This window comes from Streptomyces sp. NPDC101393, assembly GCF_044767385.1.
In the GTDB taxonomy this organism is placed as follows: domain Bacteria; phylum Actinomycetota; class Actinomycetes; order Streptomycetales; family Streptomycetaceae; genus Streptomyces.
This window is the reverse complement of the sequence record NZ_JBIWNU010000005.1, coordinates 488,046-512,611: the sequence shown is the minus strand read 5'-3', so window position 1 is coordinate 512,611 and position 24,566 is coordinate 488,046. Positions and strand designations below refer to the sequence as shown.

General features: G+C 74.1%; 1 pseudogene (only partly in view). It reads right to left on the bottom strand.

The features are described 5' to 3' along the window. Positions 1 to 24,566 (bottom strand): annotated as a pseudogene (locus tag ACIRQ7_RS18955) (hypothetical protein) (its annotated part extends past both window edges: 10,316 nt to the left, 17,412 nt to the right); the annotation flags it as partial.

The following is a 24,566-nucleotide window of genomic DNA, read 5'->3' as shown; positions in this document are numbered from 1 at the left end:
TGCCGGTACGGGCCGTGCCAGCCCGGGAGAAGCTCCAGCGCCTCCGCGGCCATCTCCGCGTCGACGGGGTCGAGCTTCCCGTCGCCCTCCAGCAGGTTCAGGGCCACCAGATGCGAGGGGCGCAGGTTGTACTCCGGTATGCCGGGGGCGTGGTGCCAGTCGAGCCAGCGCCGTACCGCGGTCGCGTCGTCGGCGACCTCCTCCAGGCCCCGCTGGGCGGCCAGCGCCGTGTACGCCTGGCGGTGCGGGTACTCCCACAGTTCGGTAACGAGGTCTTCCTTCTCGTCCTGCGTCATACGGGGGGCCTCGCCGAGCCGTCCCAGGACGTTGAAGTAACCGTCGGCCCAGGGCAGGAGACGGTCGGCGGAGACGTCTTCCACGGCGGGTTCGACCGCGGGCTCCCAGGCGCCGGCCCGCTGGGTCTCGGCAAGCGCCTCGGCGAAGGAGTGGCCGTCCGGTGCCGTCAGTTCCGTGGCGATCAGGGCCTCGCGCAGCGCGAGAGGCTGTGCGTCGGGGACGGCCAGCTCGCGCTGTGCGGCCAGCAGCCACCCGATGTGCACGGCACGGCCCTTGCCGGACAGCCGGTGCCCGAGCTGGTTCTCCAGGTACGTGGCGGTGGCGGCGTCGTGGGGGCGCGGGGCCGGCCTGGGCGGGAGGTGGAGTCCTGCGGCACGGACCCGCTGGTCGCCGGCGGCGAACTCGGTGGCCCGCGCCAGGGCCTGCACCGCTTCGTCGAGCCGGACGTCCGGCCCGAGCAGGTGCGTCATGCCGGTGGACGGGTCCGTGCCGGGCGCCAGGAACGCCGCGTCGGCGTCGGACCTGCCGAGAATGCCGGTCAGCTTTCCGTGCAGGTTCTCGACGGTGGCCCGCACCTCCTGCCCGAGCCGGGGGCCGACGGACAGCGCGTGTCCCATGGCCGTCTCGTAGTCCGGGGCGGCCTTCCGGGCGTCGTCCACGAGGGTGGGGAAGCGTGGGACGTCGGTGTCGCCCTCGTCGTCCGCGGGGCCGTTCCAGTCCTCGGGCGCGGGGTAGCGCGGCGGCTGCGGGGAGCGGCCGAGCCACCTGACGGGCGTCACGGTCGGGGCCTGATCGCCCGGACGGAGGGACACGAAGGAGGCCCCGACGTCCAGGATGACGCCGCCGTTGACCAACGAGACCCGACCGTGGACGTAGTCGACCCACAGGCCGGTGCGGGCGACAAGCTTCCGCAGCCGGTGCGCGCTCAGCACCGCCTGGCCGGGCGTGGTGCACGAGAGGAGCGTCATCCGCTGGAAGCCGCGGGCGCGGGTCTCCTCGGCGAAGGCGCTCAGGTCCCGCTCGCTCGGCAGACCGTGGCCACCCCCGTAGGACGAGCGGCCGCCTGCCGTCGGCATCTCCCACCTGGAGGCGGTGAGGGAGCCGTTCAGCACGCTGTCGAGGGCCGTGAACTCCTTGATCTGCGGCATTTGGGCCAGCGTGGGCGCCCATCGCGCGTGGTCGCGCTCGTCGAAGAAGGACATGCCGACCCAGGAGCCGTTCTGCGAGTTGCGGACGTCCCGCGGCATCGCTCCGGTCCGGGGGGCGAGGCCGTGCGGCACGGTGGCCGGGGCCAGCGTGCGCGGTGAGGGCACCACCGGCTCGGACTCGGTCAGTGACAGCTGGGTGAACCCGTCGCCGTCCTCGCGCCCGGCCACCGGCAGGATCGTCTCGACCGGGTAGCGGACCCGCTGTGTGCCGGGCACCTGGGGGGCCGTGGACCGCGGCACCTTCAGCAGCACCGGGAAGCGCTCCTTGCCGGTGTCGGGCGTCTTCGGCCCGGTGTCGGGCGTCTTCGGCCCGGTGTCGAGGCGCAGGTGGAGGTTGCCGTTGTCGTCCCTGATGACGGAACCGGTGGTGATCCGCACCCCGCCACCGCCGTCCTCGCCTCCCTTGAGGTCGTTGAAGGTGCGGACGATGTTGGCGGTGCTCTTGCCGTTGTCGGTGGCGAGGATCTTCCTCACCGCGGCGTCACCGGTGTCGCGGGCGTCGAAGTCGAGGCGGTTCCTGTCGCCCAGGACGTCCTTCAGCGCGGCCTTGGCCGCGTCACCGGAGATGTTCTGCCGGTAGAAGTGGTCGGGCAGCCTGTCGGGGACGTCGTCCGGACGGAACGCCTTGCCGAGTTCCTGCCCGGCCTTCTTGTCGCTGAGGCCGTCGCTCTTCTGGTGGGCGGCCCACTGGTGCAGGAACGCCTCGCTGGCCGTGTAGGGGTGCGCGGTCTCCTTGGCGCGGTAGTTCTCCATCAGGACCGCGAAGCTCTTGCCCTGGGCGTCCTTCCCGAAGAGGTTGGCGAACTTGCCGCCCTTGACGGGGCGCCCGCCTGCGGCGTTGCCCGTGGCCTCCTCGAAGTCGGCGGACGTCTGCTCGTACTGCCGTGCACCCGCCTGGGGCTCCCTGCCCTCCAGCGCCAGCACGCCGGTGGCCTTCTTCACCTTCAGGGCGTCGTTTTCCCCGCCCGCCATGGTCTTGTGGTAGTTCGACAGGCGTTCCGGTGCGGGTACCAGCGGCTTCTTCCCGGGGGCGGCTTCGGTCCGGCCCTGACCGTGGGGCTGCTGCGACGGGGTGTCGGCGGTGCTCTCCTCCGCCCACATCTGCCGCAGCGCCGCGACCGCCGCCGCACGGTCCCGCCACGCCTGCTGGTACTCCGGCACCGCGATCTCGTGCAGCGCGTCCTCGGGCCGGCCCGGCAGCAGCGCCGGTATCCACACCGTGTCGTCGACGGGGGGCAGCAGGCTCAGCGCCTCCGCGGACATGCCCAGGTCGAGCGGGTCGGCCGCGCCCACGTCCGCAAGCGCGTCGACGCGGTGCAGGGCCACGGCGTGGGCGGCGCTGAGCCCGCCCCGCTGCCGCGCGGTCAGGGCCGCGGCCTCGGCCGCCACCCGCGGGTCGCTCTCGTACGCCACCTCGTGCGGCAGACGCAGCCGCTTGGTGAGGTCCGCGCCCGTCGCCGACTCCAGCGGCCGGAACAGCTCGTCCGCGCCGAGGTACAGCCCGACGGCGTCTGCGGTGGTCGCCGCCCGGTACCGCACGTCGGAGTAGCCGGCCAGGTCCCCCAGTTGGTCCTGCGCGGCGCGCAGCTTCTGGTGGAGGCCGCCCGGCAGACCGGCGACGGCGGCCTCCAGGAAGCGCCACTGGTCCGCGTCGCTCGCCTCCGTCAGCTCCCGGTGCTTGGCGAGCAGGGTGGTCACCAGCGGCGCCTCCGCGTTGCCGCCCGGGATGCCGCGCTCTCGCAGCCATGCCCGGTGTGCCGGCGAGTCCTGCGCCGAGGTGTCCCGGGGCAGCCGCTCGGGGTGGGTGACGGCCGTCGCGAAGACGCGCAGCAGGTCCTCGACGCCGTGGCCCGAGTCCGACGCCGCCCAGCGTGCCGCCTCGGCCCACACAGCCTCCGGGCTCGCGTCGCCGGCGAGCTCCAGTGCGGACGCGACCGCGAACCGCCATCCGGCGTCGCCCGACTCGGTGACCGCCGCCAGCAGCGCCCGCCCGGCGGTACCCCGCACGGCGGGCCGCTGCGCCAGCGCCTCCTTGAGGGCCTGCTCGTAGGTCTCGGCCGCCGTCTGGAACTCCGGTGTGCCGTACAGCTCGCGCACCAGCGGCGTCCACTCCGCGGTGCGGCGCAGCGCGCGACGCAGTTCGGCGTCGATGACGGCGCGGTCCCGGGGCCGCATGCTCCGCAGAGCCGGCTCCGGTCCGCCGGGTGTGGGGAGGAGGCCCAGCGGGTTCTCCTCGTCCAGGAAGAGGGCCGGGACGTTCGGAGCACCGGTCTCGATGCGCGCGTGGTCGGCGAGCGTCTGGGCCAGTGTCGCGCGGCCGTCGGCCCGCTCGGCCGCCGCCGCGCACGAGATGACCGCCAATCGCCGCCACCGCCCGGTGGTACCCGCGTACGCCATCTCCTGCCGCAGCACGAGGCCCAGTCCCGCACCGTCCAGGACCTGGGAGCCCCAGCGGAAGTGACGCCCGTCGCTGTGCGTGGAGACCACGAGCGTGCCGTGCGGGTCCCCGGCCCAGGGGGTGGGCACCCGCGGGCCGGCGGGCCGGGCCTGTTGGTCGGCCAGCCGGTGGTGCCCGGCCTGCCGGAAGAGGGCGTCCTTGGACCGCCAGTCCTTCCACCACCAGTCATGGGTGTGGTGGCCGGCGTACAGGAACACCGCGTTCGTGTCCGGGTCCGCGACCGTCCGGATGGGCGTCTCCCGCTCCCAGACCACGTCGGAGAGCGGGCGCAGCTCCTCCTCCGCGACCACGTGCTCGTACGCCCGGCCGCCCCGCAGGTGCACCCCGAAGCGCACCTCCCGCACGCTCAGGGTGCGTTCCCGGGCGTGGAGCAGTGTCCCGTCCTGCGCGTGGTCCTCGAACGGCGAGATGTCCCGCCCGGTGGTGCCCAGGACCTCGACCAGGCGGGGGTGCGTCCCGGCGGACGGGCGCAGGTCGGCAAGCGCCGACTCCCGGCTCACCGTTCCGGCCGCCGGCGCGGAATCGGTGATCGTGCTGCCCGGGACCGGGGTCCGGTCACCGCGCAGCGGCCCCGGTACGTCTTCGGTCCGGAACTCCCATGGGCTGATCGGCAGCTTCGCCAGGGACTCGGTCAGCATCGACAGGTAGGAACGGATCCTCGGACCCATGTGCGGTGCCAGCTCGGCCGCGCGGTCCCGCAGCTCCGCCAGACTCCCGCCCGAGGTGACGAGCCGGCCGAACTGCGGGTCGCGCAGCAGGAGTTGCGGGTAGGAGCGCTCGTCGGGGGCGGCATGCACCTCGCGAACCAGCTCGTCGAGCCGCTTCCGCAGCAGTTCCCGCGACCGAGGGTCGTCCTGGGCGTGGCGCGGGTCGAGCAGCGGACGGTTCCCGCGCACGCCGAGGAGCGCGTCCATGTTCTCGGCCGAGAGGGTGTCCCGGAGCATGCCCTGAGCGCCGTGCAGCGCGAGCCACCGCAGGTACGCCTCGCGTCGCCGCCGTTCCTGCGCCGGGTCCTCCCAGAGGTCCTCGGGGTCCTTCCACGCCTCCCGCTGGTACATCACCCGGTGGGGCAGATCGAGGTGGTCCTGCGTCTCCGCGTCGAGCGTCGCGTACGCCCGGTGCTCCTGGGGCGCGTACACCGCGTTTAGCCCGGCGTGGAACCCGGCCGCATCGACGACCGACGGGTCCCGGTCGATGTCGTCGCTCACGCCCGCGGCATGCGCCGCCCGCAGGACCTCGTAGGCCGAGTGGAGCTTCCGGCCGGCCCTCTCGTCCTGGCTCCCGTTCCCGGCCCTGCCGTGGAGGTTGCGGACCAGCATCGCGTCGCGGGCGAGGCGCAGTTCCCGCTCGGTGGCGCCGAGTGCCCGGGCGATCTGCAACTGCCGCTCGGTGTGCGCGTCCGGGCCGTCGCCGAGCAGCAGGCCGCGCCGTCCGGTCAGCTCCGCGTGCTCCGCGTCGGTCCAGGGCTGCTCGACCGGCGCGTCCGTCGGTAGGTGGTGCTTGTTCAGCTCCGGCTGGTCCTGCCACAGGCGGGACAGCGTGCGGGGCGAGGCGGTGTGGGCATAGGCGGCGGTCTCGAAGGCGCGCACGAGCCGCGACACCATGTCGGCGGACGGGTCCGCGCGGAACAGCTCCGCCAGCACCTCGGCGGCCGACCTGCCCTGCTGGGCCGGCAGGCCGAACGCGGTGGCCGCGTCCTCCGTCGAGCCGTGGTGCTTGGTCAGGTGGTCGTGGAGGGTCCTGACGAGCCACCGCGCTCCGGTGGCGGCCGTGCGGGTCCGGCCCAGCAGCTCGCCGAAGGCGTTCTCATAGCCTTGGGAGAGATCGGCGAACTCGGGGGCGGCGTAGAAGTCCGGGTAGAGCGGCGTGCGGGCGTCACCCGTCATGGCCGGGGCGTTGGCCCTCCTCCGTCGCGCGCCGGGCGCCGGTGCCTCGGAGTCGGTGGACACCTCGGAGTCGCTGGACGTCTCGGATTCGCCGCCGGACCCGTCGGACTCCTCCTCGGACAGGTCCGCCCCCCGCAAGGGAGCGGGCGAAGGACGGCGCACCCTGCCGGAACGCGTCGTGCCGTGCCCGGAGTCGTCCGCCGCCTCGAACCGGAGCCGGCGGTCCGAGGCGGCCTCCGGCCGGTGCGCCAGGTCGTCGGGGGCCGAGGGGTTGCCGGAGTTGACGTAGCGCGCGTGGGGGTACTCCTCGGGGCTGCGCTCGACCCACTGCTGCGGCTCGTCCGGGTCCGGGGTCACCTGCATGGGCTTGCCGGAGCGGTAGGTGTGGACGGAGGTCGGCCGTCCGTCCGCGTCCTCCAGCAGGTGGTGCAGGCCCACGGTCCCCGGCTCCGTCTCCGGGGCCGGTGCGTACCGCCCTCCCGTCACGTGGATCGTCACGTGCGTGGCGTCCGCGACGGACTGGAACCCCGGGTCGTCGTCGCAGTCCATGACGACGATCTCTTGGACGTCCTTCGCGGCCGCCTGCCGGGCCGACTTCATGATCTGGGCACGCCTGTTCTCCGCGCTGCCCATCCGGCCGCCGTGCCCGGCCTCGAAGAGCCGGTGCTCCTCCTCGAACGGCATGTCGAAGTCGGCGCTGTAGAAGCGCTTCCTCCCACCCTGCGTCGAGGTCGTCCACCGCCGGCCATCCTCCGAGTACGGCAGGGCCCGGTAGGTGTCCTTGCGCACCCCCCAGTCCTTGTCGGAGAAGTACGCGGTGACGAAGGGACGGCCGTCCTCGTCGAGCAGGCGGTGCGACCTGGTCCAGCCGCCGGGTACGCCCCAGGCCTCCGCCGCCCCCGATTCCTGCTCCAGCGTCACCTCCACCCCGGAGCCCGGCACCTCACGGATCTCGGTGAAGCGCAACGCGGCCTCCGGCAGCCCGCGCAGCCCGATCCCCAGACCGCGCCCGTCCCGGACGGCAGGACCCGGCGGGATGCGGACCATCGCCACCACGGAGTCCGGACGGCCCGGCTTGAGGCTGTCCATGGCCTCCTGCGGGGATCCGTACATGTCCGGGTAGCCGGAGTCGGGCCACCGTGAACCGACGGCCCACCGGTTCATCCTGCGCCGCGGGACGGTCAGCGCACGCCAGGTGGGGCCCTCGAAGACAGGGAGGCGATCCGCCGCCGCGTACGCCAGCTCCTGCCGGAAACCGGTCAGGGGGTCGTCCTCGTCCAGCTCGTCGCTCATCACGTCGTCGCTGGTCAGCGCCGCCACGTGCGAGACCGACAGTCCCTGGTCCGCGGCGGCCCGAACGGCGTCGTCCCACTGCGGGCGCTCCACACCGAGCAGCCTCAGGTGCGGCGGCACGACGTCGAGGCCCACCTCAGAGGCGAAGCGCGCGAGATCGACGCCGTGCAGCCGGGTCGGCGCCCACTCGTACAGCGAGGCCGCCTCGCCTCCCGGCACGCCCTTGTCGGACGGCATGCCCTCGCCGACCCCGGTCACCGGCCCGAAACCGCGGTATCCCGAGAACCGCACGAGTTGCAGCAGGCTGGGCCGGTGCGCCTCCGGGCCCATCAGGCCCATCGTCGCCACGAGGAACGCGTCCCACTGCTCCGGCGTCGGGTCGAGCTCCTCGAAGACCCGGAAGACCAGGTTCCAGAAAACGTTGTTCTCCCCGAGGAGGAACCCCCGGTCCAGCAACGCCTGCGACACCTCGGCATGGACGAAGCCCGGCACGTCCCACACCAGCCGCATCAGGGTCTGCCCGTGACGCGCCACGGCGGCGGGGAACGCCTCGAAGTCGTCCACCCCCGGCTCGAAGAGGTCGGCCTCCGTCAGGTCACCGCCCAGCACGGCGTTCATCTTGTCCAGCAGCTCTCCCTTCGCCCAGAGCGCCACCTCATGTGCGGCGGGCACCGTACGCGCGGCCCGCGCCAACGCCGACTCGTACGCCCGGGCCAGCTCCGTGTACCGCGGGTCGCGGTACACCGGACCCAGCGCCGCCACGGTGAACCGGGGCACCCGCACCGCCGCTTCACCCCGCGAGGCCAGCAACTCCCCGATGCGGCCGTCCGCGACGTGCTGTTCGGTCAGCTGCTCCCCGTACGCCGTCCAAGCACGACGCGCGCGCCGCTCCTCCCACCCGGCTCGCGCCGCCTCACGCTGCCGCTCGCGCTGCGCCCGCTGGAACAGCCGGCGCGTCCGCTGGTCCGCGTCCGGGCGCAACATGGCCCAGGGGCCGGTGGGCACCCCTTCCTGCGCCTCTTCCTCCTCCAGCGCCCGCATCCACTGCGCCGTCTCCTCCATGGCGGCCCGGAGCCCGCTCGGCATACCGTCGTTCCAGAGCCGCGCGTCCGGGATCTGCTCGGCGGGCACCGGCTCCCAGCCGTCCTCACCGGCGCGGTACCGCATCTGGCCTCGGTCGGGACGGATGGCCTCCAGGTATCCGGCACCGGCGTCCGGCTTCAGCGCGATGAGGCGCTTGCCCGGTTCGCTGACGTCCTCGGTGAGGGCCCCCTCCTCAAGAACCCGCCAGAGCGTGACGTCGTAGTCCTCGGCGACGTCCGACAACGCACTCGGGTCGACGCTGACGGCCTTTCCGCACGCCAGCATGAATACGTCGGTCAGGCCGGCCTCGTGCGCCGCCAGCGCGGCCTGCCGGAGCACCACCTCGTGCGCACCGAGCTGGTCACCGGGTCCACCGGTGAAGAACGCCCTGCCGGCGTCGAAGGGCAGCCGGGGGCGCTTTCCGAGCCAGCGCTCCCGGCCGTCCGGTTGCACCTCGGGCTTCAGGTTGAGGCTGTTGGTCGCCCGCCACACGTGCGGGTAGTCCGCCTCGCGGAGGGCCCACGGCCCGTCCGGGAAGTAGAACCTGCCGCGGTGCCGGCCGTCGTCGTCGTACAGGTCCCGCCTGCGCATCCGGTCCGGTGCCCAGTCGCCGGTGGACTCGGGCCGGCTCTGGAGGCCGTTCTCAAGGGTCACCACGGGCAGCGGCTCACCTGCCACGGCCGGACTCACCCCGGTGATCCGCAGAGGGATGTCCCCGGGGAAGCGCAGACCGAGGTGCGGGACCACGCTCCCGGCGTCACGTGCCAGCAGGCCCGGGGCCCGGAACAGGACATGGTCCTCAGCGCCGAGCTTCTGCCACGCCTCCAGGGCCTTCTGCTTCGAGGGCCACACCCGCGGGAACGTGTGGAATCGCAGGGTCTGCCCCGCTCCGTACGCCGCCGTCGGGCCGTGCCACCACACCTCCTGCTCCAGGGCCGGGAGACTCCGGAGCGCTTCGGAGGTCATCTCCTGGCGCACGGCGGTCGTGACGCTGTACACGTGCCGGCCGCTCTCTTCGTCCAGCACGAGGTGCAGGTCCCGGAGGCTGCGCAACGCGTGCAGTTCAAGGGGGCTCAGCTCGTGCTGCGAGGCGATGTACTGGCTGTTGCGGTCCAGCGTTTCCCGGCCCCCGACGTGCGTGCCGTAGAAGGCGTGGTGGGGCAGGCCCGCGGACCTGCCCAGGCCGAACTCACCCGAGGCCCACCTGTACAGCGCCGCCGGACCGCCCGTGATCACTCGACGCAGTCCGGCCGTGTCCCCGACGCCGGCCCGGTAGGTGGCGAGGGCCAACTGGTACAGGGACGTCCTGCCCAACCCCCTGCCCAGCGTGGCCTTCGCGATCCTGCGCAGGAAGGACTCGGCCTCCTCCTCAGGACGCCCGAGCATGCTGTATGCCTGCAGGAGACGGTCCGCACGTGCGCTGCTCTGGTCGCCTTCGAGCCAGAAACCCCGCGCCCTCAGGTCCGCCTCGTCCTCCGGCGCGATTCCGGTGCGGCGGAACCGGCGCGTGGAGGAGAGCCGGGGCCAGTTGCGGGCGACCGCGGTCGCGAAGTGGTCCTTCTCGGGTTCTCCCTGCTCACCCCAGAACTCCTCCTCCGAGAGCGGGGTCTCCGGGGCGCCGGAGAGAAGGGCCCGCAGGGCCTCCAGGGCTGCCTCCTCAGCCTCGACCTCCCAGTCCCTGGGCGTCCTCGTGCCCAGAACCTGCCGCAGCCGGTCTTCGTACGCCTGGCCGAAACGGGCCAGGTGCCCCGCGGAACCCGCCTGTTGTCGCGCATTCCCGCCCGGGAACGCCTGCCGGACGGCGCGCGCCGCGGCCGGTCCGACGATCCCGTCGAACACCCCGCCGCGCAGCTCGTCCATGAGGAGCGCGTGGTCCTCACCGAAGTGCAGGTCCGGCTGCTGCCGGAGAGCGGTCCGCAGCACCGAGGTGAGGGACACGGCCGGAGCCGCCAGGGCCTCGGAGCGCCACCACTCCTCCGCCTCCCGCACCGACTGCGGGGTCATGTCGTTGACGAACTCCGGCGCGGGATAGGTCTCCGTGCCGACGCTCCATCCGCTCCCGCCGGTCAGGGGGAACTCCTCCACCGTCCCGTCGGGCTGGTGGACCTTCTTGAGCCAACCGGTCCCGACCGCGGTGAGCTCCTCCCACGTCCCGTCCGGGGAGAAGGTCTGCATCGCCGTGGGCCTGCCCTGGGCGTCGGGCAGCAGGTCGCGGCGGAACCCGGCCGACTCGCGCGAGTCCGGCGTCACCGCCATCCGACCGGTGAACCTGCGGAACCTGCGCTGCGACCGCTGGGACGCCTCCACCAGCGTCGACGGGTCCACCGGCCGGGTCCCGTCACCGCAGGCGTCGAGCCAGACGCCGGTGACCTCGGAACCCGCCCTGGCCGCCGCCTCCAGCGCCGTCACCGGGTCGCCCACCCGCAGCCCGTCCCCGGACACGTACGACCAGCCCAGACCGGGAACGAACGAGTACTGCGAACTCGCTTTCAGGGTCAGACCGTTCGAGCCCGCGATCTCCTGCCACGCCAACAGCTTGGTGATCTCCGGCGTCTTCGCGAGACCGCCCGCCCGCACCCGCATGGCCGGGTCGGGGAAGTACGCCGTCACCTCACCGTCGCGGAACGACCGCGACCGCACCCGGTCCGCCCCCCACGCGCCGGCGGCCTCGGGCCACTTCGGGTCCTCCACCGTGACCACCGGCAGCGGCCGGTCCTCCGACGGGTGCTGGATGTCGGTGATGCGCAGGCCCGGAAGGACGGGGGGCAGCAGTCGCCAACCGGTGTGCGGAGCGACGATCCCCGTGTCACGGGCGGCCGAACCGGGCGCCCGCACCAGCACCCACTCGCCGGCGCCGCCGTCCCGGCCGGCCTCCCGCTGCGCCTCCTCCTGCGAACCCCACACCCGCGGGAGCACGGGGACTGTCAGGCCCTGTCCGACCCCCAGGTCGCCGTGGGACTTGCCGTCCTGCGGGGAGAGCGGCTGGGCGAACCACACCTCCTGCTCCACCCGGGGAGCCCCGTTGACCGCCCGCCGCGCCTGCCGCTGCCACCGCGCGTTCCCGCCCCGCGCCGGCACGGAGCGGGAGTCGTCGGCCCGGCGCGGGCGGTGCGCGAGACCACGGGAGCCCGAGGAACTGCCCTGTCCGGCCGGGGAGTTGATCAGTGCCTCGGCCGGGGGCTCCACACCCGCGACGGGCGAACCGTAGTCGTTCGGCCCCGGGAAGAGCCGGTGGGTGCCGTCCTCGTAGATGGCGACCGGCATGGGGTTGCCGTCGGCGTCCCAGAGCGCGTCCCAGACGGGGACGAGGCCCCCGACCCCGTCCGGGCGCAGGGGCACCAGCCTGCCGGCCTGCCTGCCCAGGAAGTCGATGACCGTCAGCTTCGGCCCCTTCGACCCCTTCGGCTTCCTGGTGAGCTCATCCAGCCGTGCATCGGGATACGGGGCGAGGCCGTCACCGCAGCGCATCCTGACCAGATGAGTGCGCCCCGCCTTCTGGAGCACGGGGGTCAACCGCTCCAATTGTTCGAACGATTCGTCCGACGAGCCGCCGTGCCCGCCCAGGACGAACGTCAAGGGGTGGTGCTTCCCCGGGTTGGGGATGGGCAGCCGGTACTCCTTGGCGACCGGCTGCCCGTTCTCGTCCAGGCTCCACTGGTTCAGGCGTCCCGTCAGGTGGAGGACGCGCATCGCGCCCTCCCGCAGCGCCGCGCCCGCTGCGGTGAAGTACCCGGTCGCCACCCATTCCCGGCCGTTTTCGGAAACCACGTCGTGGCGGCGCACGGACTCCTTGCCCCACCGCACGCGCCCCTCGGGGACCGGCGTCACCTCGTGCGCGTCCAGCACCCGCAACTCGGCGCCGCTGGGGAGGCGGTAGGCCCTCTCCCCGTCGACACGGACGGCGGCCGCGTACGGGGGGTACAGCGCCAGAGGGTGCCCGTCATCCGTCAGGCCGGTGACGTCGCGCGCGGTCGACCGCCTGACCCGGACCAGGGTTTCGGGGTCCGTGGCTGCCAGTTTCAGGGCGTCCGAGAAGGCGAGACGGCCTCCGAACCAGCCGTCGAAGGCGATCTCACTGCCGACGCGCAACCGCGGGTCGCCGTGCAGGCGGAGGTAGACGTCCCGGCCGACCGGCGGCAGGTGGTTCAGCAGCGTGTCGGACGCCAGCCGGACCACGGCGGGCTCGGTCTTCGGCGAGGACCCGTCCCGACCGAGCACCAGGCGGATCGCATCGGCCCGCCGCTCGTCCAGACCCCAGTCGCGGACCGCCGCGCCGGTCCTGCCGAGCTGCGGGGAGAAGCGGCCGGCGTAGGCCAGAGCCAGGTGCGGCAGGACGATGCCTCCGGACAGGCTCTGGACATCGTCGGCACCCGGCTCCCGGGCCTGGAGGCCGCCGGTCAGCGACGCGGCGGGGGCCAGCTCGCGGTCGAGCACCTCGTACATCTCGACGGGGCCGCTGCCCAACGCCTTGTCCAGCAGGTCCTTTCCGTACGTCCCGCCCATCGCGGCACCGCGCAGGGCGGCGAACGCCTCGGTCACCGTCAGAGGCGGCTTGCTCGTGCTCCGCGGGAAGTCCGGCACCACCAGGCCGGCCATGAACGCCGCGAGGAGGAGCGGGAGAGGCACCCGGTCGGCTTCGTGTTTCCGCGCCCGGTCGGCGAAGGTGTGCATCAGCCGGACGGTGAGGTCGATGTCCCCGTCGCCGAGGAGGTGGCCGTCCAGCCGCGGGTCCTGCCGGTTCAGGGGCGCCAGGTCGACCCCGGCCGGCGCGGGCTGTGTCGGGCGGAAGACGTAGCGGAGCTTCTCGCCGATCGGTGCCTGCTCGCGCTCGCGCGGCACGCCGCTGTGCGACTGCAGACCGACCTTGCCCCGCAGTCCGGCGCGGGCGGCCCTCTGTATCTCGCGCCGGGCGTGGTCCTCCAGGACCCGGGTGATGCGGGCCGCGGCGGCGCGCACGTCCGGGTTCTGCCGGAAGGCGCGGATCACGCCCTCCTCGTAGCGTGCCGCGTACTCCTCCCACTCCGGGTGGCCGATCAGTTCGTTGAACTGGTTCGACGACGCCTCGACGGGGGGCGCGGTCCACGCCGTGGGGGACGGCGGACGCTGGGCGACGGCGGTGCTCGACTCGGCGGGCGGCGCGGGTGTGCGCAGGCGCCCGAGGACGCCACGCGACCGCGTGGCGGAGCCTCCGGCCGGGGTGTTGAGGAGCTCGGGCGGCGGGGGCTGCACGCCGGTGACCGGCCAGCTGTAGTCGTTCTCGCCCGGCCAGAGGCGGTAGGTCCCCTTCTCGTAGACGCCGATCTGCGTGGGTGCGCCGTCGGCGTCCGCGACCAGGTCCCAGACCGGGGCGCCGTCCGCCTCCCTGAGCCCCATCTGCGCCCGCGGGAAGTCGAAGACCGTGAACTCCCCGTTCGTGGTGAGGGCGAGCAGCCGCGGGTCCTCCTGCTGGATGGCCTCGAAACCGCACTGGGCGATGGCCAGGTGCCTGACCTTGGCCTTCTTGAGCGTGGGGACGAGCTCCTGGACCTCGGCGACCGTGGTGTCCCAGTCGCCCAGTGAGCCGTCCTCCCCGCTCAGCGCGAACGCCTTGTCGCGGTCCCACACGGACTTGGGAAGCTGGTACGCCCTGGCGACCTGCTTGCCGTTCACCACGCTCCAGCGCTGGACGATGTTCGCGTCGCCGGCGCGCTGGTACGTATGCATCCGCCGCGCCATCTGCGGGGCGGTGAAATAGCCCCTACCGATCCAGCGCCCGCTCTTGTCGGAGGCGATGTCGTAGCGGCGCACCCCCGCGTCCCACCGCACGCGGGGCTCGGCCAGGGGGTTGACCTCGCGGCCCACCAGCATCCGCACGCGGGGGGCACCCGGGAAGCCGGACGAGGTGCGGACCTCCTCGATGCGGATCTCCGTTCGCGGGGGGTAGAGGACCTGAGGTCGCCCGTCCCGGGACAGACCGGTGACGTCACGTGCGGTCGAGGCCTTGATCCGGAGCAGGGTGCCGGCCGAACCTCGCGTCACGGCCATGACGTCCGAGAAGGCGAGGCGCCCCCGCTGCCACCCCTCCAGGGGCAGCGTGCTGCCCGACCTGAGCTGCGCCGTGTGGACGTCCGAGAGGTCGACGAAGACGTCCCGGCCGACCGGCGGCAGGTGGTGCAGGACCGTGTCGGTCGCCAACCGGGCCACGGCGTCCTCGGCCTGTGCCCGCTCGCTGCCCCGGCCCAGCACCTGGAGGAGGGCGTCGGCGCGGCGGTCGTCCAGACCCAGGCCGCGCGCCACCCCGTGGCGGACCGAGTAGCTGCCCTGCGAGGAGAACAGGGAGTCGTAGCGCAGCGCGACCTGCGGCAGGGTGAGCGCGTCCGCCAGGTCCTGTGCGTTGTCCGGCTGTTGGAGGTGCTGGCCGCCCCGGAGCGCGCGGGCGGGGGCGAGTTCACTGTCGGCCCACTCGTACATCCCGGGGGCGCCGCCCTCGAACACCCGGTTCAGCCAGTTCCCGCCGAGGCGCGCGCGCTGCGCCACCGAGAACATGTCCGTCATCGTCAGGGGCGCCGTGTCGGTGGCCCTCGTCGAGGGCCGCACCTTCCCGGAGAGGAACGCCATGAGGGTCAGCGGCGCGCCCACCTGGTCCTGAGCCGCCCGAGCCCGGTCCAGCGTCTGGAAGGTGTCCATCACCCGGGTGGTGAAGTCGAGCTTGCCGCCGCTGAGGAGGTGGCCGTGCTCCTCCCGCAGCCGCCGAGCCTCCTCGGGGCTCCACGACCCCAGGTCGAGTCCCTCGGGGGCCTCCGCCCGGGTGAAGACGAAGGCGAGCTGGGTGGCGAGGTCGGCGTCCGCCAGGTCGGGCCGCACGCCGCTGCGGGACTTCAGGCCGAGCTTGCTGCGCAGTCCCTCGCGGAGGGCCTTGTCCACCTCGCCCTGGGCGTACTCCTTCAGGGCCCGGGTGACGCGGGCGCCGGCGTCGCGCACCGCCTCGTCCTGGCCGAGGGCGCGGATCACGCCCTCCTCGTAGCGGGCGGCCAACCGCGCCCAGGCCGGGTTCCTGACCACGGCGGTGGACAGGTTGGACTCGCCCTCGGCGGGAAGCGGCTCGTACGAGGGCGGGAGTGCCGAGGAACCCGAGACGGGAGCGGTGCTCGGCCCCGCGGGGTCGCGGGTGCGCCCGAGAGGGTCACGCGAACGTGAGGAAGAGCCGCCTGTCGCCGGCGAGTGGATGTTGACCAGCCGCCGCTCCGGGTACTCCGACTCGGGCACGTTCCATTCCAGCTGCCCCCGCGGGTGGTACTCCGTCGGCTGCCCCGGGCGGAACACCTGCCAGGGCCGGCGGCGGCCCCGGTCGTCCTCCAGCACGTGGTAGGCGAGCCGGCCCTGGGCGTCGGCGATCGCGTGGATACCGGTGTGGAGCGTGATGGAGTACCGGTCGACCGCCTGCCGCGCCGCGTCGGACGGGAAGTCGCACACCGCCACGATGCCCTCGGCGCCGGACCGGGCGGCGAAGTGCTCCAGCGCCCGCATGCCCCGGGCTCCCCAGCGGGCCAGGTCGTAGCCGTGGCCGCCCAGGAGGAAGGCGTCGCCCGTGCGGAGGACGGGCACATCGAACCAGGCGCCCTGGCGCCCGCCGGGTGTGCCCTCCCACTGGATGCCCTCGGTGATCTCCCGGAAGGAGGCGTAGAAGGCGCGCAGCGCGCGGTCCATGTCGCCGAAGAACGTCCGGCCGACCACCAGCCCGTTGGTCTGGGTGATGCGGTCGCCCCGCTGCTCCTCGTCCGGGTACGTGCGCCGCCCGTCCGGGCCCACGGTGCCGCCGTCGAGGAGCTGCCCGCCCAGGAGCACCTGATCCTCGCCGTCGTGGCCGAGGACCTCGCCGACCTCATTCGGGCGGGTGCGCGGGGTGGCGGACACCGGGCCGACCGTCCGCGGCCGGTCGGTGCGGGCCGGGCCGATGTTCCCTCCGGGGCCCCGGCCCCGGAGCTGCCTGCGGGGGCGGCCCCAGCCCTGCTCGGTCGCCGCGGGCGCCCGCTGCGCGGTCAGGCGCTGGAGCACGCCGGGGAGTTCGGCGGCGGCGCGGTCCACGGCCTGCTCGTGCCGCCGGATGTTCTGGTCCTGCTCGGCCGCGGCCACCTGCCGGCGGAAGGCGTCCCGCTCCGCCCTGGAGTCGAAGGCGCCCTGCCGCCCCTCGCGCGACGGGCCGCCCTCGCCCCGCCGCTTGTCCGGGTCCTGGTCCTGGGGCGCCCTACCGCCCCTGAGGCCGCGGGCCGGGCGGGCAGCGGCCTGGCGTCGGGCCACGTCCTCGCTGATCAGACGCATGGCAAGCTCGTCGGCGACCCTCGCCATCTGGCGGTGGCTCCGCAGCCCCTGGGGGCGGGTCGCCAAAATGGCCGCCATGTCCTCCGGGTCGGGCATGAGGTGCCCGTGGTCGCGCTGCTGCAGCGCCGAGCGCAGACCGGACTCCAGCAGGGCCTCCAGCGATGTCTCGTGCTCCCCGCCACCGGCGGGTGCCGTCCCCGGCAGACCGGGGCGGCGTCCCGTGGCCTCGCCGCGTCGCCGACCCGCCTGCGGCCGGTCCTGGACCGGGGCCTCCGCAAGATCCGCTCCCGGCAAGTCGACGTCGGCCATCCCCGCCAACCCGGCTCCCTGCCGCCGCAGGGCGGCCGGCTGGGTGGTCTCCGTCCCGCGCAGACCGGCCGGACGCCGGCGTTGCTGGACGTGGTCCAGCACCGGCTGGGCGCGCACGACCCGTTCGGCCGCGTAGGCGCGCCGCTCCTCCTCGGTCGCGAAGGCGTCCGGCTGCAGGGCCCCCGGGCCCTCCTCTTCCTCGCCGGGCTCCCGGGAGGACGGGCCTGCCCCCGCCGACCACCGGTCATGCGGCGTCGCCCTGCCCCCCATGAGGCCGTACACCGGCCCGGCCGCGTCAGCGTCGGCCTCGGCCGCCGCCTCCTCGGCCAGGCCGGCGGCGAGATCGTCGGCGATCCGCTCCAGCTCGCCCTGGTTCAGCCCGTCCGGCCGGCCCGCCAGGAAGGTCTCCCACCGCTCCTCGGACGGCGCCAGGTGCGCGAGACCGGCCTCCAGCAGCCGCTCGTTGAGGAGCTGCGACAGCAGGGCCTCCGGCGGCGTCCCGTCCGCCCGCTGCTTCCCGGCGGCGCGGGCCGTCAGCGGCGCGGCCGTCGGCGGGGCCTCGGAGGCCAGGACGGCCGGGGGCGGAACGGCGGGACCGGACTGATCCGCCGCCGTTTCCCCAGCGGTGAGGGCGGACGTGGGCTGCTCCGTTACCGGGGGCTCAGGGGCCAGAACGGCGGGGGCCGGGAGAGCGGGACCCGGCTGCTCCAGCGCCTGCTGTGCCGTGGTGTCCGGCCCGGTGGCCGCGTCCGCGTCACCCGAGGTGGTGCGCGTCCCGTCCGCCCCGCCCGTGCGGGCCGCGGCGCCGCGCGGCCGGTGGGCGGGGGCGGACCCGAGGGTCCTGGCGGGGAGTTGCACCCTGCCGGTGCCGTCCGCCTCGCGGGCCGCGTGCAGCGTGTCCGCCAGCCGGTGTGCGTCCGTCCAGGCCCGCAGTTGCGCCCGCGCCCCCTCCGCCTGCTGCCCGCGGGCGGCGGCCAGGGCGTGGTCGATCTCCGCGAGGCGGGCGGCGGCCTCGTCTCCGGCCGCGGCGTCCTGCCCGGCGGCGACGCGCTGAGCGTTGAGCGCGGCGGCGTCCTCGGCTGCCGCGTCCATGGCGGTCGAGGCGTCGCGGTAGGCGGTGACGGCGTCCCGGTACGCCGCGGCGTCGGCGCGGGTGGCGTCCGTCGCGTCGGCCAGGATGCCGTCAGGGCCGAAGGGCCAGTAGCGGACGCCGTCGGGGACGCGGAGGGCCAGTTCGACCGGCTTCCCGGACAGGACGGCGGCGCCGGAGGCGGCGAAGAGGGCGCGGCGCCTCTCCTCACCGGCGCTCGCCTCAGCGGGGGCCAGCCAGAGCTGCGCGGCGTCGTCCTCGGCGGCGAAACCGTCCGCGAGCACCCCGGGCAGGTGGTCGAGCGCGTCGGGGCTCAGTTCGGTGAGCTTCGGCGACCGTCCGGCGGCGAGGAGCTGCGGCAGGTCGTAGACCCGGGAATCGATGCGCGGGCCGAGGACGCCGCGGCCGAGCAGGTCTCGCTCGTACAGCCGGAGGTCGATGACACCGGTGACGTGGCGGATCCCCTCGGGGCCGCGGACCGTGATCACCGTGTCCGCCTGCGTGAGGTGGCTGCGGGTGCCGCGCCGGCCCTCGGGGTCACGGCTCTTGGGGTCGTAGGCGTTGGCGTACCTGAGCCGCTCCCGCTCGCCCTCGGACACCGAGGAGCCGCTCTGCTGCGTCAGGGGCTGCTGGGCGAACAGCGGCAGGTTGCCCTGGACCAGGTAGCTGTTGGTGGGGTCCAGGCTGCCCGTGGTCGACAGCCCCATCGTGAGGTTGAGGCCCGTCGTGGTCGACCCGCCGGACGAGCGGACGGGCAGCTGCACCCGGTCGGTGGCGACGGTGCCGTTGTCGGTCACCGGCCGCGGGTTGCTCAGGTGCAGCTCCAGCACGGCCTGGGTGTCGACGTCCGCCGGGAAGGAGCCGGGCACGTTCAGGGGGGCCGGGGCATGGGAGGTACCGGCGGGGCGAAGGCCGACGTCGCCTGCCTGGATCAGCTCCCGCAGCCGCGTGGTGTTCGTCTCGTCGGAGCCCGCCGCCACGCTCCGCCAGGCGTCCGGGCGGTCCGGCGCCACCTCCCCCAGCGCCTTCCAGAGCTGCGGGAAGGCGTCGAAGCTGAGCACCTGGAAGGGCTCGGACGGCACGAGGCGCGGTACGTCGGCCCGCTCCGGGGCCTCGTCGAGCAGCGTGGGGCGGACGTGGTTGCGGGGCTGGACGGGCTCGTCGGCGTCGGCGTCGGTGAAGCGCAGGTCCACCAGCGCGGGCACGGTGACGGTCCGGGGCGGGCGGTCGCCCAGCGTGTCCCGGACCCACTGCTGCAACCAGTCGCCGACGGTGTCCGGCGACCACTCGCCCCGGGTGTCGCGCCAACTGAGGATGCCGCCCTGCAGGATGCCGCCCGGCAGGTCCAGCGGCCAGTCGGTCACCGGCACCGGCCGCGAGGTCACCGAGGCGGTGTACACGTACGGGAGGCCGTCGTAGTCGACGGCGCCGTCCGCGCGGGTCCAGTTCCGGTCGCTGTTGGTGGCGCTGTGGGACTGGCCCTGCTGCTGGAACCCGCTGACGGCGAAGGTCGGGCCGACCCGGTCCAGGTGCCCGTCGTCCTCGGTGCGCGGGACGCGCCAGATGATGTTCGCCTGAGCGGAGTGCGAGACGGTGGACGACTCGCTGTCGCTCGTGGCGTGCGGGACGTGCGTGGTGACCTGTTCGAGCCCCGCGCCGGTCCCGGCGGGGCGTCCGCGGACGCCGCGCAGTTGCGCGGTCCCCCCCTGCAGTTCGGCTGCGACGGTGAGCCTCACCAGCCGGGCACCGCCGTTGACGTTGTGGCGGAAGACCAGTTCGAACGGGCCGTCCGGGCCGCGTCCGGGAAGCGCGCGCAGCGCGTTCGGCGAGGTGAAGTCGGCGACCCAGGTCCGCACGCTGGGCAGGAAGGAGGCGTGACCCGGGGTCAGGATTCCCGTGACCTCCCGCTCCACCTCCGGCTGGAACTCCTTCCGCAGCCGGTCGCGTACCTCGTGCCGCGCACCCGGCGCCCCTGCTCCGACCTGCTGCTGTGCCTCGTCGGGCACGGGTAGCGGGTCGCTGAGCTGCGTCACGGACAGGACGCCGGCCTCACCGAGCTGCCGGGTACGGGCGAACCGGTCCGGCAGCGGCACGGTCGGCACCGGACGCGGGATCTCCGGCAGCCCCGGCAGGCCGGCGAACCACCGCGCGAACCGGATCATGTGGCTGTCGCCCGTGAAGAACTCCAGCGCCCCGGGCGCGTCGACGGCGACCGTGATCGACGGCTGCTCGCCGAAGCCCACCGCGTTGCCGACGATGTTGCGGTGGCCGGCCCGCAGCGTGACCAGCAACGTGACGTCGCCCCCGACGCGGTGCAGCCTGCCCGCCTCCGTCGGAGTGTGGTTCGCCGCCGTCTTGGTGCTCTCCGAGTGGGAGGCCGAGTCGCCGTGCGTGCGGGCGTACCGGAAGGACGGGTTGCCGCGCGGTCCCGAGGCCTGCGTGCCGTCCGGGGCGGGGGCGGGCGGCGTCTGGAGGAAGGCCAGGTTGCCGGCGAGCTGCCACTCGCTCCCGCTGCCCTGCTGCCGCGAGGAGATGTCGGTGGCGGTGAGGTCGTTCTCCATGTACGCCGTACCACCGGCCTGGTACTGCGGGTTGTGGGCGTAGCCCGTGATCTCCAGGGAGAACTCCTGGTCGGCGCCCTGCCCGGGCAGGGTCAGCCCCTCGATGACGTAGGTGCCGCCGAGGATCTGGGGCGCCCGCCCCAGCAGGGCTCCCACGCTCAGGTCGTTGTCCAGGATGCGGTGGGCGAAGGTGCTCTCGTCGGTCAGCGACCCGCCGGTGACCCAACCGCGCAGCTTGTCCGCGCCCGGCTTGAGCAGGCTGCTCAGCCATTCGGCACCCGGCTCGGCCAGGCGGCTCGCCAGGCTCGCGGCCGACCTGGCCCAGTCGGGGACGAGTCCGGTGCCGGTGCCCTCCGGGGTGGTGGTGCCCACGGGGGCTGCGGTGTCCGCCGCCCCGGGGTACGTGCCGCTCGCGAGCTCGCGGAACGCCTCCTGGAGCGCGCCGGCGACCGCGAAGACCTCCACGTCGGCGTCGTCCGGCAGCCGGAAGACCCCGGGCAGCGGGTTGCCGTCGGCGTCGACCAGGCCCAGCCGCACGGTGTCGTCCGCGGCGGAACCGTCGGTGACCGGCCTGCGGATCGACCAGTCCGGGACGTCGGCCGGCGCCGACTCCGGCGCGGGCGGCGCCTGTTCCGACGTCCGCGGTGCCGACTCCGGCTCCGCCACCGGCTCGGGTAGCGCCTCGGCCGCCGACTCCGGCACGGGCGCGAGCGCGGGTGCCGACGCTGCGGACGGCTCGATGGTGCGCAGGTGCGGGACGACGAGGCGGACGGTGCCCTGCCCGACCCGCTCCACCGGCTGCCGCAGCACCGTGGCCGAGCCCTGCCGGACGGGGACCAGCCCCTCCTCCAGGTGTTCCGGCGTGAGTTCCCCGGCCCTGGGCTCGTCCGCTGCGGGGTCCTCCACCGCGAACCGGTGCAGCGGCTCCGGGCCCTCCCCCTCGTACAGGTCCAGGTCGAAGACGGCGGGGACGTCGAAGAGGTGGCTGCCGTCCGCGATGGCCATCGTGTACTGGGTGCTGCCCACCGCGTTCCCGCGGCTGCTGGAGCGCGAGACCTGGTACGGGCGGTGGGTGAAGTCGGCGACGTCCCAGAACGCGGGCCACTTGGCGCTCGGGATCAGCGGCCCCGAGCTGATGCCGTAGTTGGCGTCCCCGGACCAGCCGTCCTGACGCAGGCCGCTCGACTCCTGGTCGGCGTAGCCCTGCGTGTAGATGCCGCGCAGCACCGAGGCGTGCCGCGTGGTCCGCAGCGGGTCGCGGCGTGCCTGCCACACGACCCGTACCGTGCGAGTACCGGTCGTGTAGGGCATCTCGAAGACGAGGGGCTTGCCGCCGTCCGTCGCGTCCGCGAACGTCGTCATCTGCCCCAGCTCCGAGCGGCCTCGCCGCAGCGTGTCCCGGTTGTCCAGCCGGGCCCGGACGAGGCGCTCGGCGGCCATGTCCGGAAGCATCGAGGACGAGGCCTCCTCCGGAGGCAGGAAGTCGTTCGCCCGCAGCCACCGCTCCAGCCGGTCGAACAGCGGCCGGGTCCCTTCGACGCGGGCGGGAACGGCGGAGATCCCGAGGCCCTTGAGGTGGTCCAGGCGCGGGGGCAGGGCGCGCCGCTCCTCCTCGCCGGGCTCGTGCCCGAGCACGGTGCTGCGCTGCGGAAGGCGCAGCACCATGCCGTCCATCGGGTCGAGTCGGTGGCTCGTCTCGCCGCCGCGTGCGTGGACCAGGGTGAAGGTGTACCGGACGGTGGCGGGCGTCGCGAGATTGCTGTCCGGCGTGTAGACGGCCACCATGAACTGCACGGCGCTGTCGCTGTTCAGGGCGTCGCTTCGCGACACGCTCACCCCGAACTTGGCGTTGGCCCCGCCGCCCCAGCGGGTCCACGCGTTGGCGAGCCCCGGGCTGGTGTCGCTGGTCGTCATCGCCCCGCCGCTGGGGTCGAAGCCGAAGCTGTTGGTGAGCTGGGCGGACCGGGAGGTGCCGGTGGAGTGGATGTTCCAGTTCTCCAGCGAGAACTCGCCCTCCGGGCTCATCGCCTCCGGTGTGCCCGGCGCGATCTCCGTGTCGAGCCGCAGCACGCCGATGGCGTGACCGGAGGTGTTCACCAGCACGGGGCTGTCCAGGCCGTCCGTCACCTGGACGCGCGCCGTCCCGCGCAGCACCGCCTCGGAGAAGAAGGTCTCCAGCGCGCCGCGTGAAGCGCCGTTGAGGTCGCTCAACTCCGGTATCGCGAGGGCGCGTTCGAGCAGCAGGCCGGGGTCCGGCACCGCTTCCGCGCCCCACAGGGGGAAGTCGTCCAGCGCCATCGGCTCGGGGAGAGCGTCGGTCGAGTCGAACAGGCGGTGCTCGGGGATCCAGAGCGTCACAGGCCCGTGCTCCTGCTCCGGGGGCCAGTCGTCCGCCTCCTCGCTCCGGGCGGGTATCTCCTCCCGCACCTGCCACCGGCCGTCGGAGTCCACCGGCTGCGCGGCGCCGAAGGCGCGCATCACGACGTTCGTCTGCTGCCCGTCCGAGACCGAGAAATTCTGCGAGAGCTGGTGGTGCGTGCCCGAGGGGGCGAGCGTGGTGGCGCCGTAAAAGACGGGCCCGACCGCCTGGTTGAAGAACACGATGAGCGGGATGGAGATCCCGCGCGTGGTTCCCGAGGAGGACGCGCGCGAGGAGCCCACCGGCCCGAAGACGCCCTGCTCCACCTTGACGTCGGGCAGTGCGCCCGCGTTGGCGCCGTACCGCTGCGAGAGCCTCGGGTCCGTGAGCCGCAGCCGCACCCGCACGGTCCGGGGGCGACCGTCCGCGGTCACCGTGACGGGGAATCCCGCGGCGCCGCGGAAGCGCGCCCGGTTGGTGTGGAACTCGGCCGCGCTCAACTGGTCGGCGAGCTGCCCGCGGACGTCCCGGCCCACGGCGCTCTCCGGGTCCAGCCCCAGCGCCTCGACGACCTGCGCGTGCAGACCGTCCAGGACGACGGGCGGCAGCGGCTCGTACAGGACGAGGCCGACCTGCCCGTCGTGCCTCGCGCCGTAGCTGCGCCCGTACGACGAGAACGCCCTGTCCTCGGGAGGGCTCGGCGTGACCGCGGTGTCGACCTCGGGCAGCGGGTTGGGGCCGGCGTGCTCGGCGTGCGACTCCGCGTCGTCCTGGCCGGCGGTGTCCTGGTCGGAGTTCTCTTCGGAGACCGCCTGCCCGACGCGGTCCTGCTCGTGGGTGGCCTGCCCGGCGCTGTCCGGCGCGAGCAGCGAGACAGGGGTGTCGTGCTCGGACCGGGCGTCGGTGCCGGGATGTCCGGTCTTCCCGACGGGGCCGGTCAGCTCGGACTCCGGGGCGGCGTCGGCCCGCGTCGGTTCCGGCATGGCCTCGGCCCGCACCGGCTCCTCGACGGGACCCGCCAGGTCCAACACCGGGATGTCCTCGTCCGGCACCAGCCCCTCGGCAGGACTCGTCCGCCCCCACACCCGGACAGGGCCGACGTGCGCGGACTCCGCGACGTCGGTGAGGCCCTCCTCCCCGGAGGTCCTGGTGCTGTCGGAGTCCCCTGTGGTGTCGCCCGCCGTGGTGCTCCAGTCCCGGCCGTCGTCGAGCGCGGGCGAACCCCACACCATGGCGTTCGCCTCCGGCGGCACCGCCAGGCTGCCCTGTGTGCTCACCAGCGCGCCGTCCTCGGTACGCCACCACTGCGCCTCGGAGGCATCCTCGCCGCCGTCCTGGGATACCGCCGCGTCCTGGTGGGCGGACGGGCCCCCTTCCGACGGACCCTCGTCCCAGCGAGGCGCCTTCTCGGCCTCCGCGTTGGCCTTGGCCTCCGAGATGGCCTTGGCCTCAGCCGTGGCCTTGGCGTCCGCCTCCACCTTGGCCTCGGCCTCGGCCTCGGCCTCCGCCTCGGCACGCCGCACGTGGTTCCCGGGGTCCGTGATGGCGCCGCCGGCCAGCAGCTTCGCGGCCGCGTCGCGGGTCATCCGGATGGCGACCGGGTGCGCGAGCGGCAGGTCGAGTTCGGCCCGGGTGTCCGCGAGGCCCAGGGCACGGCGGATCGACTCCCGCAGCCGGGCGGCCATCCGCAGGTCGACGGTGAACTGCACCAGCACCGAGGGGCC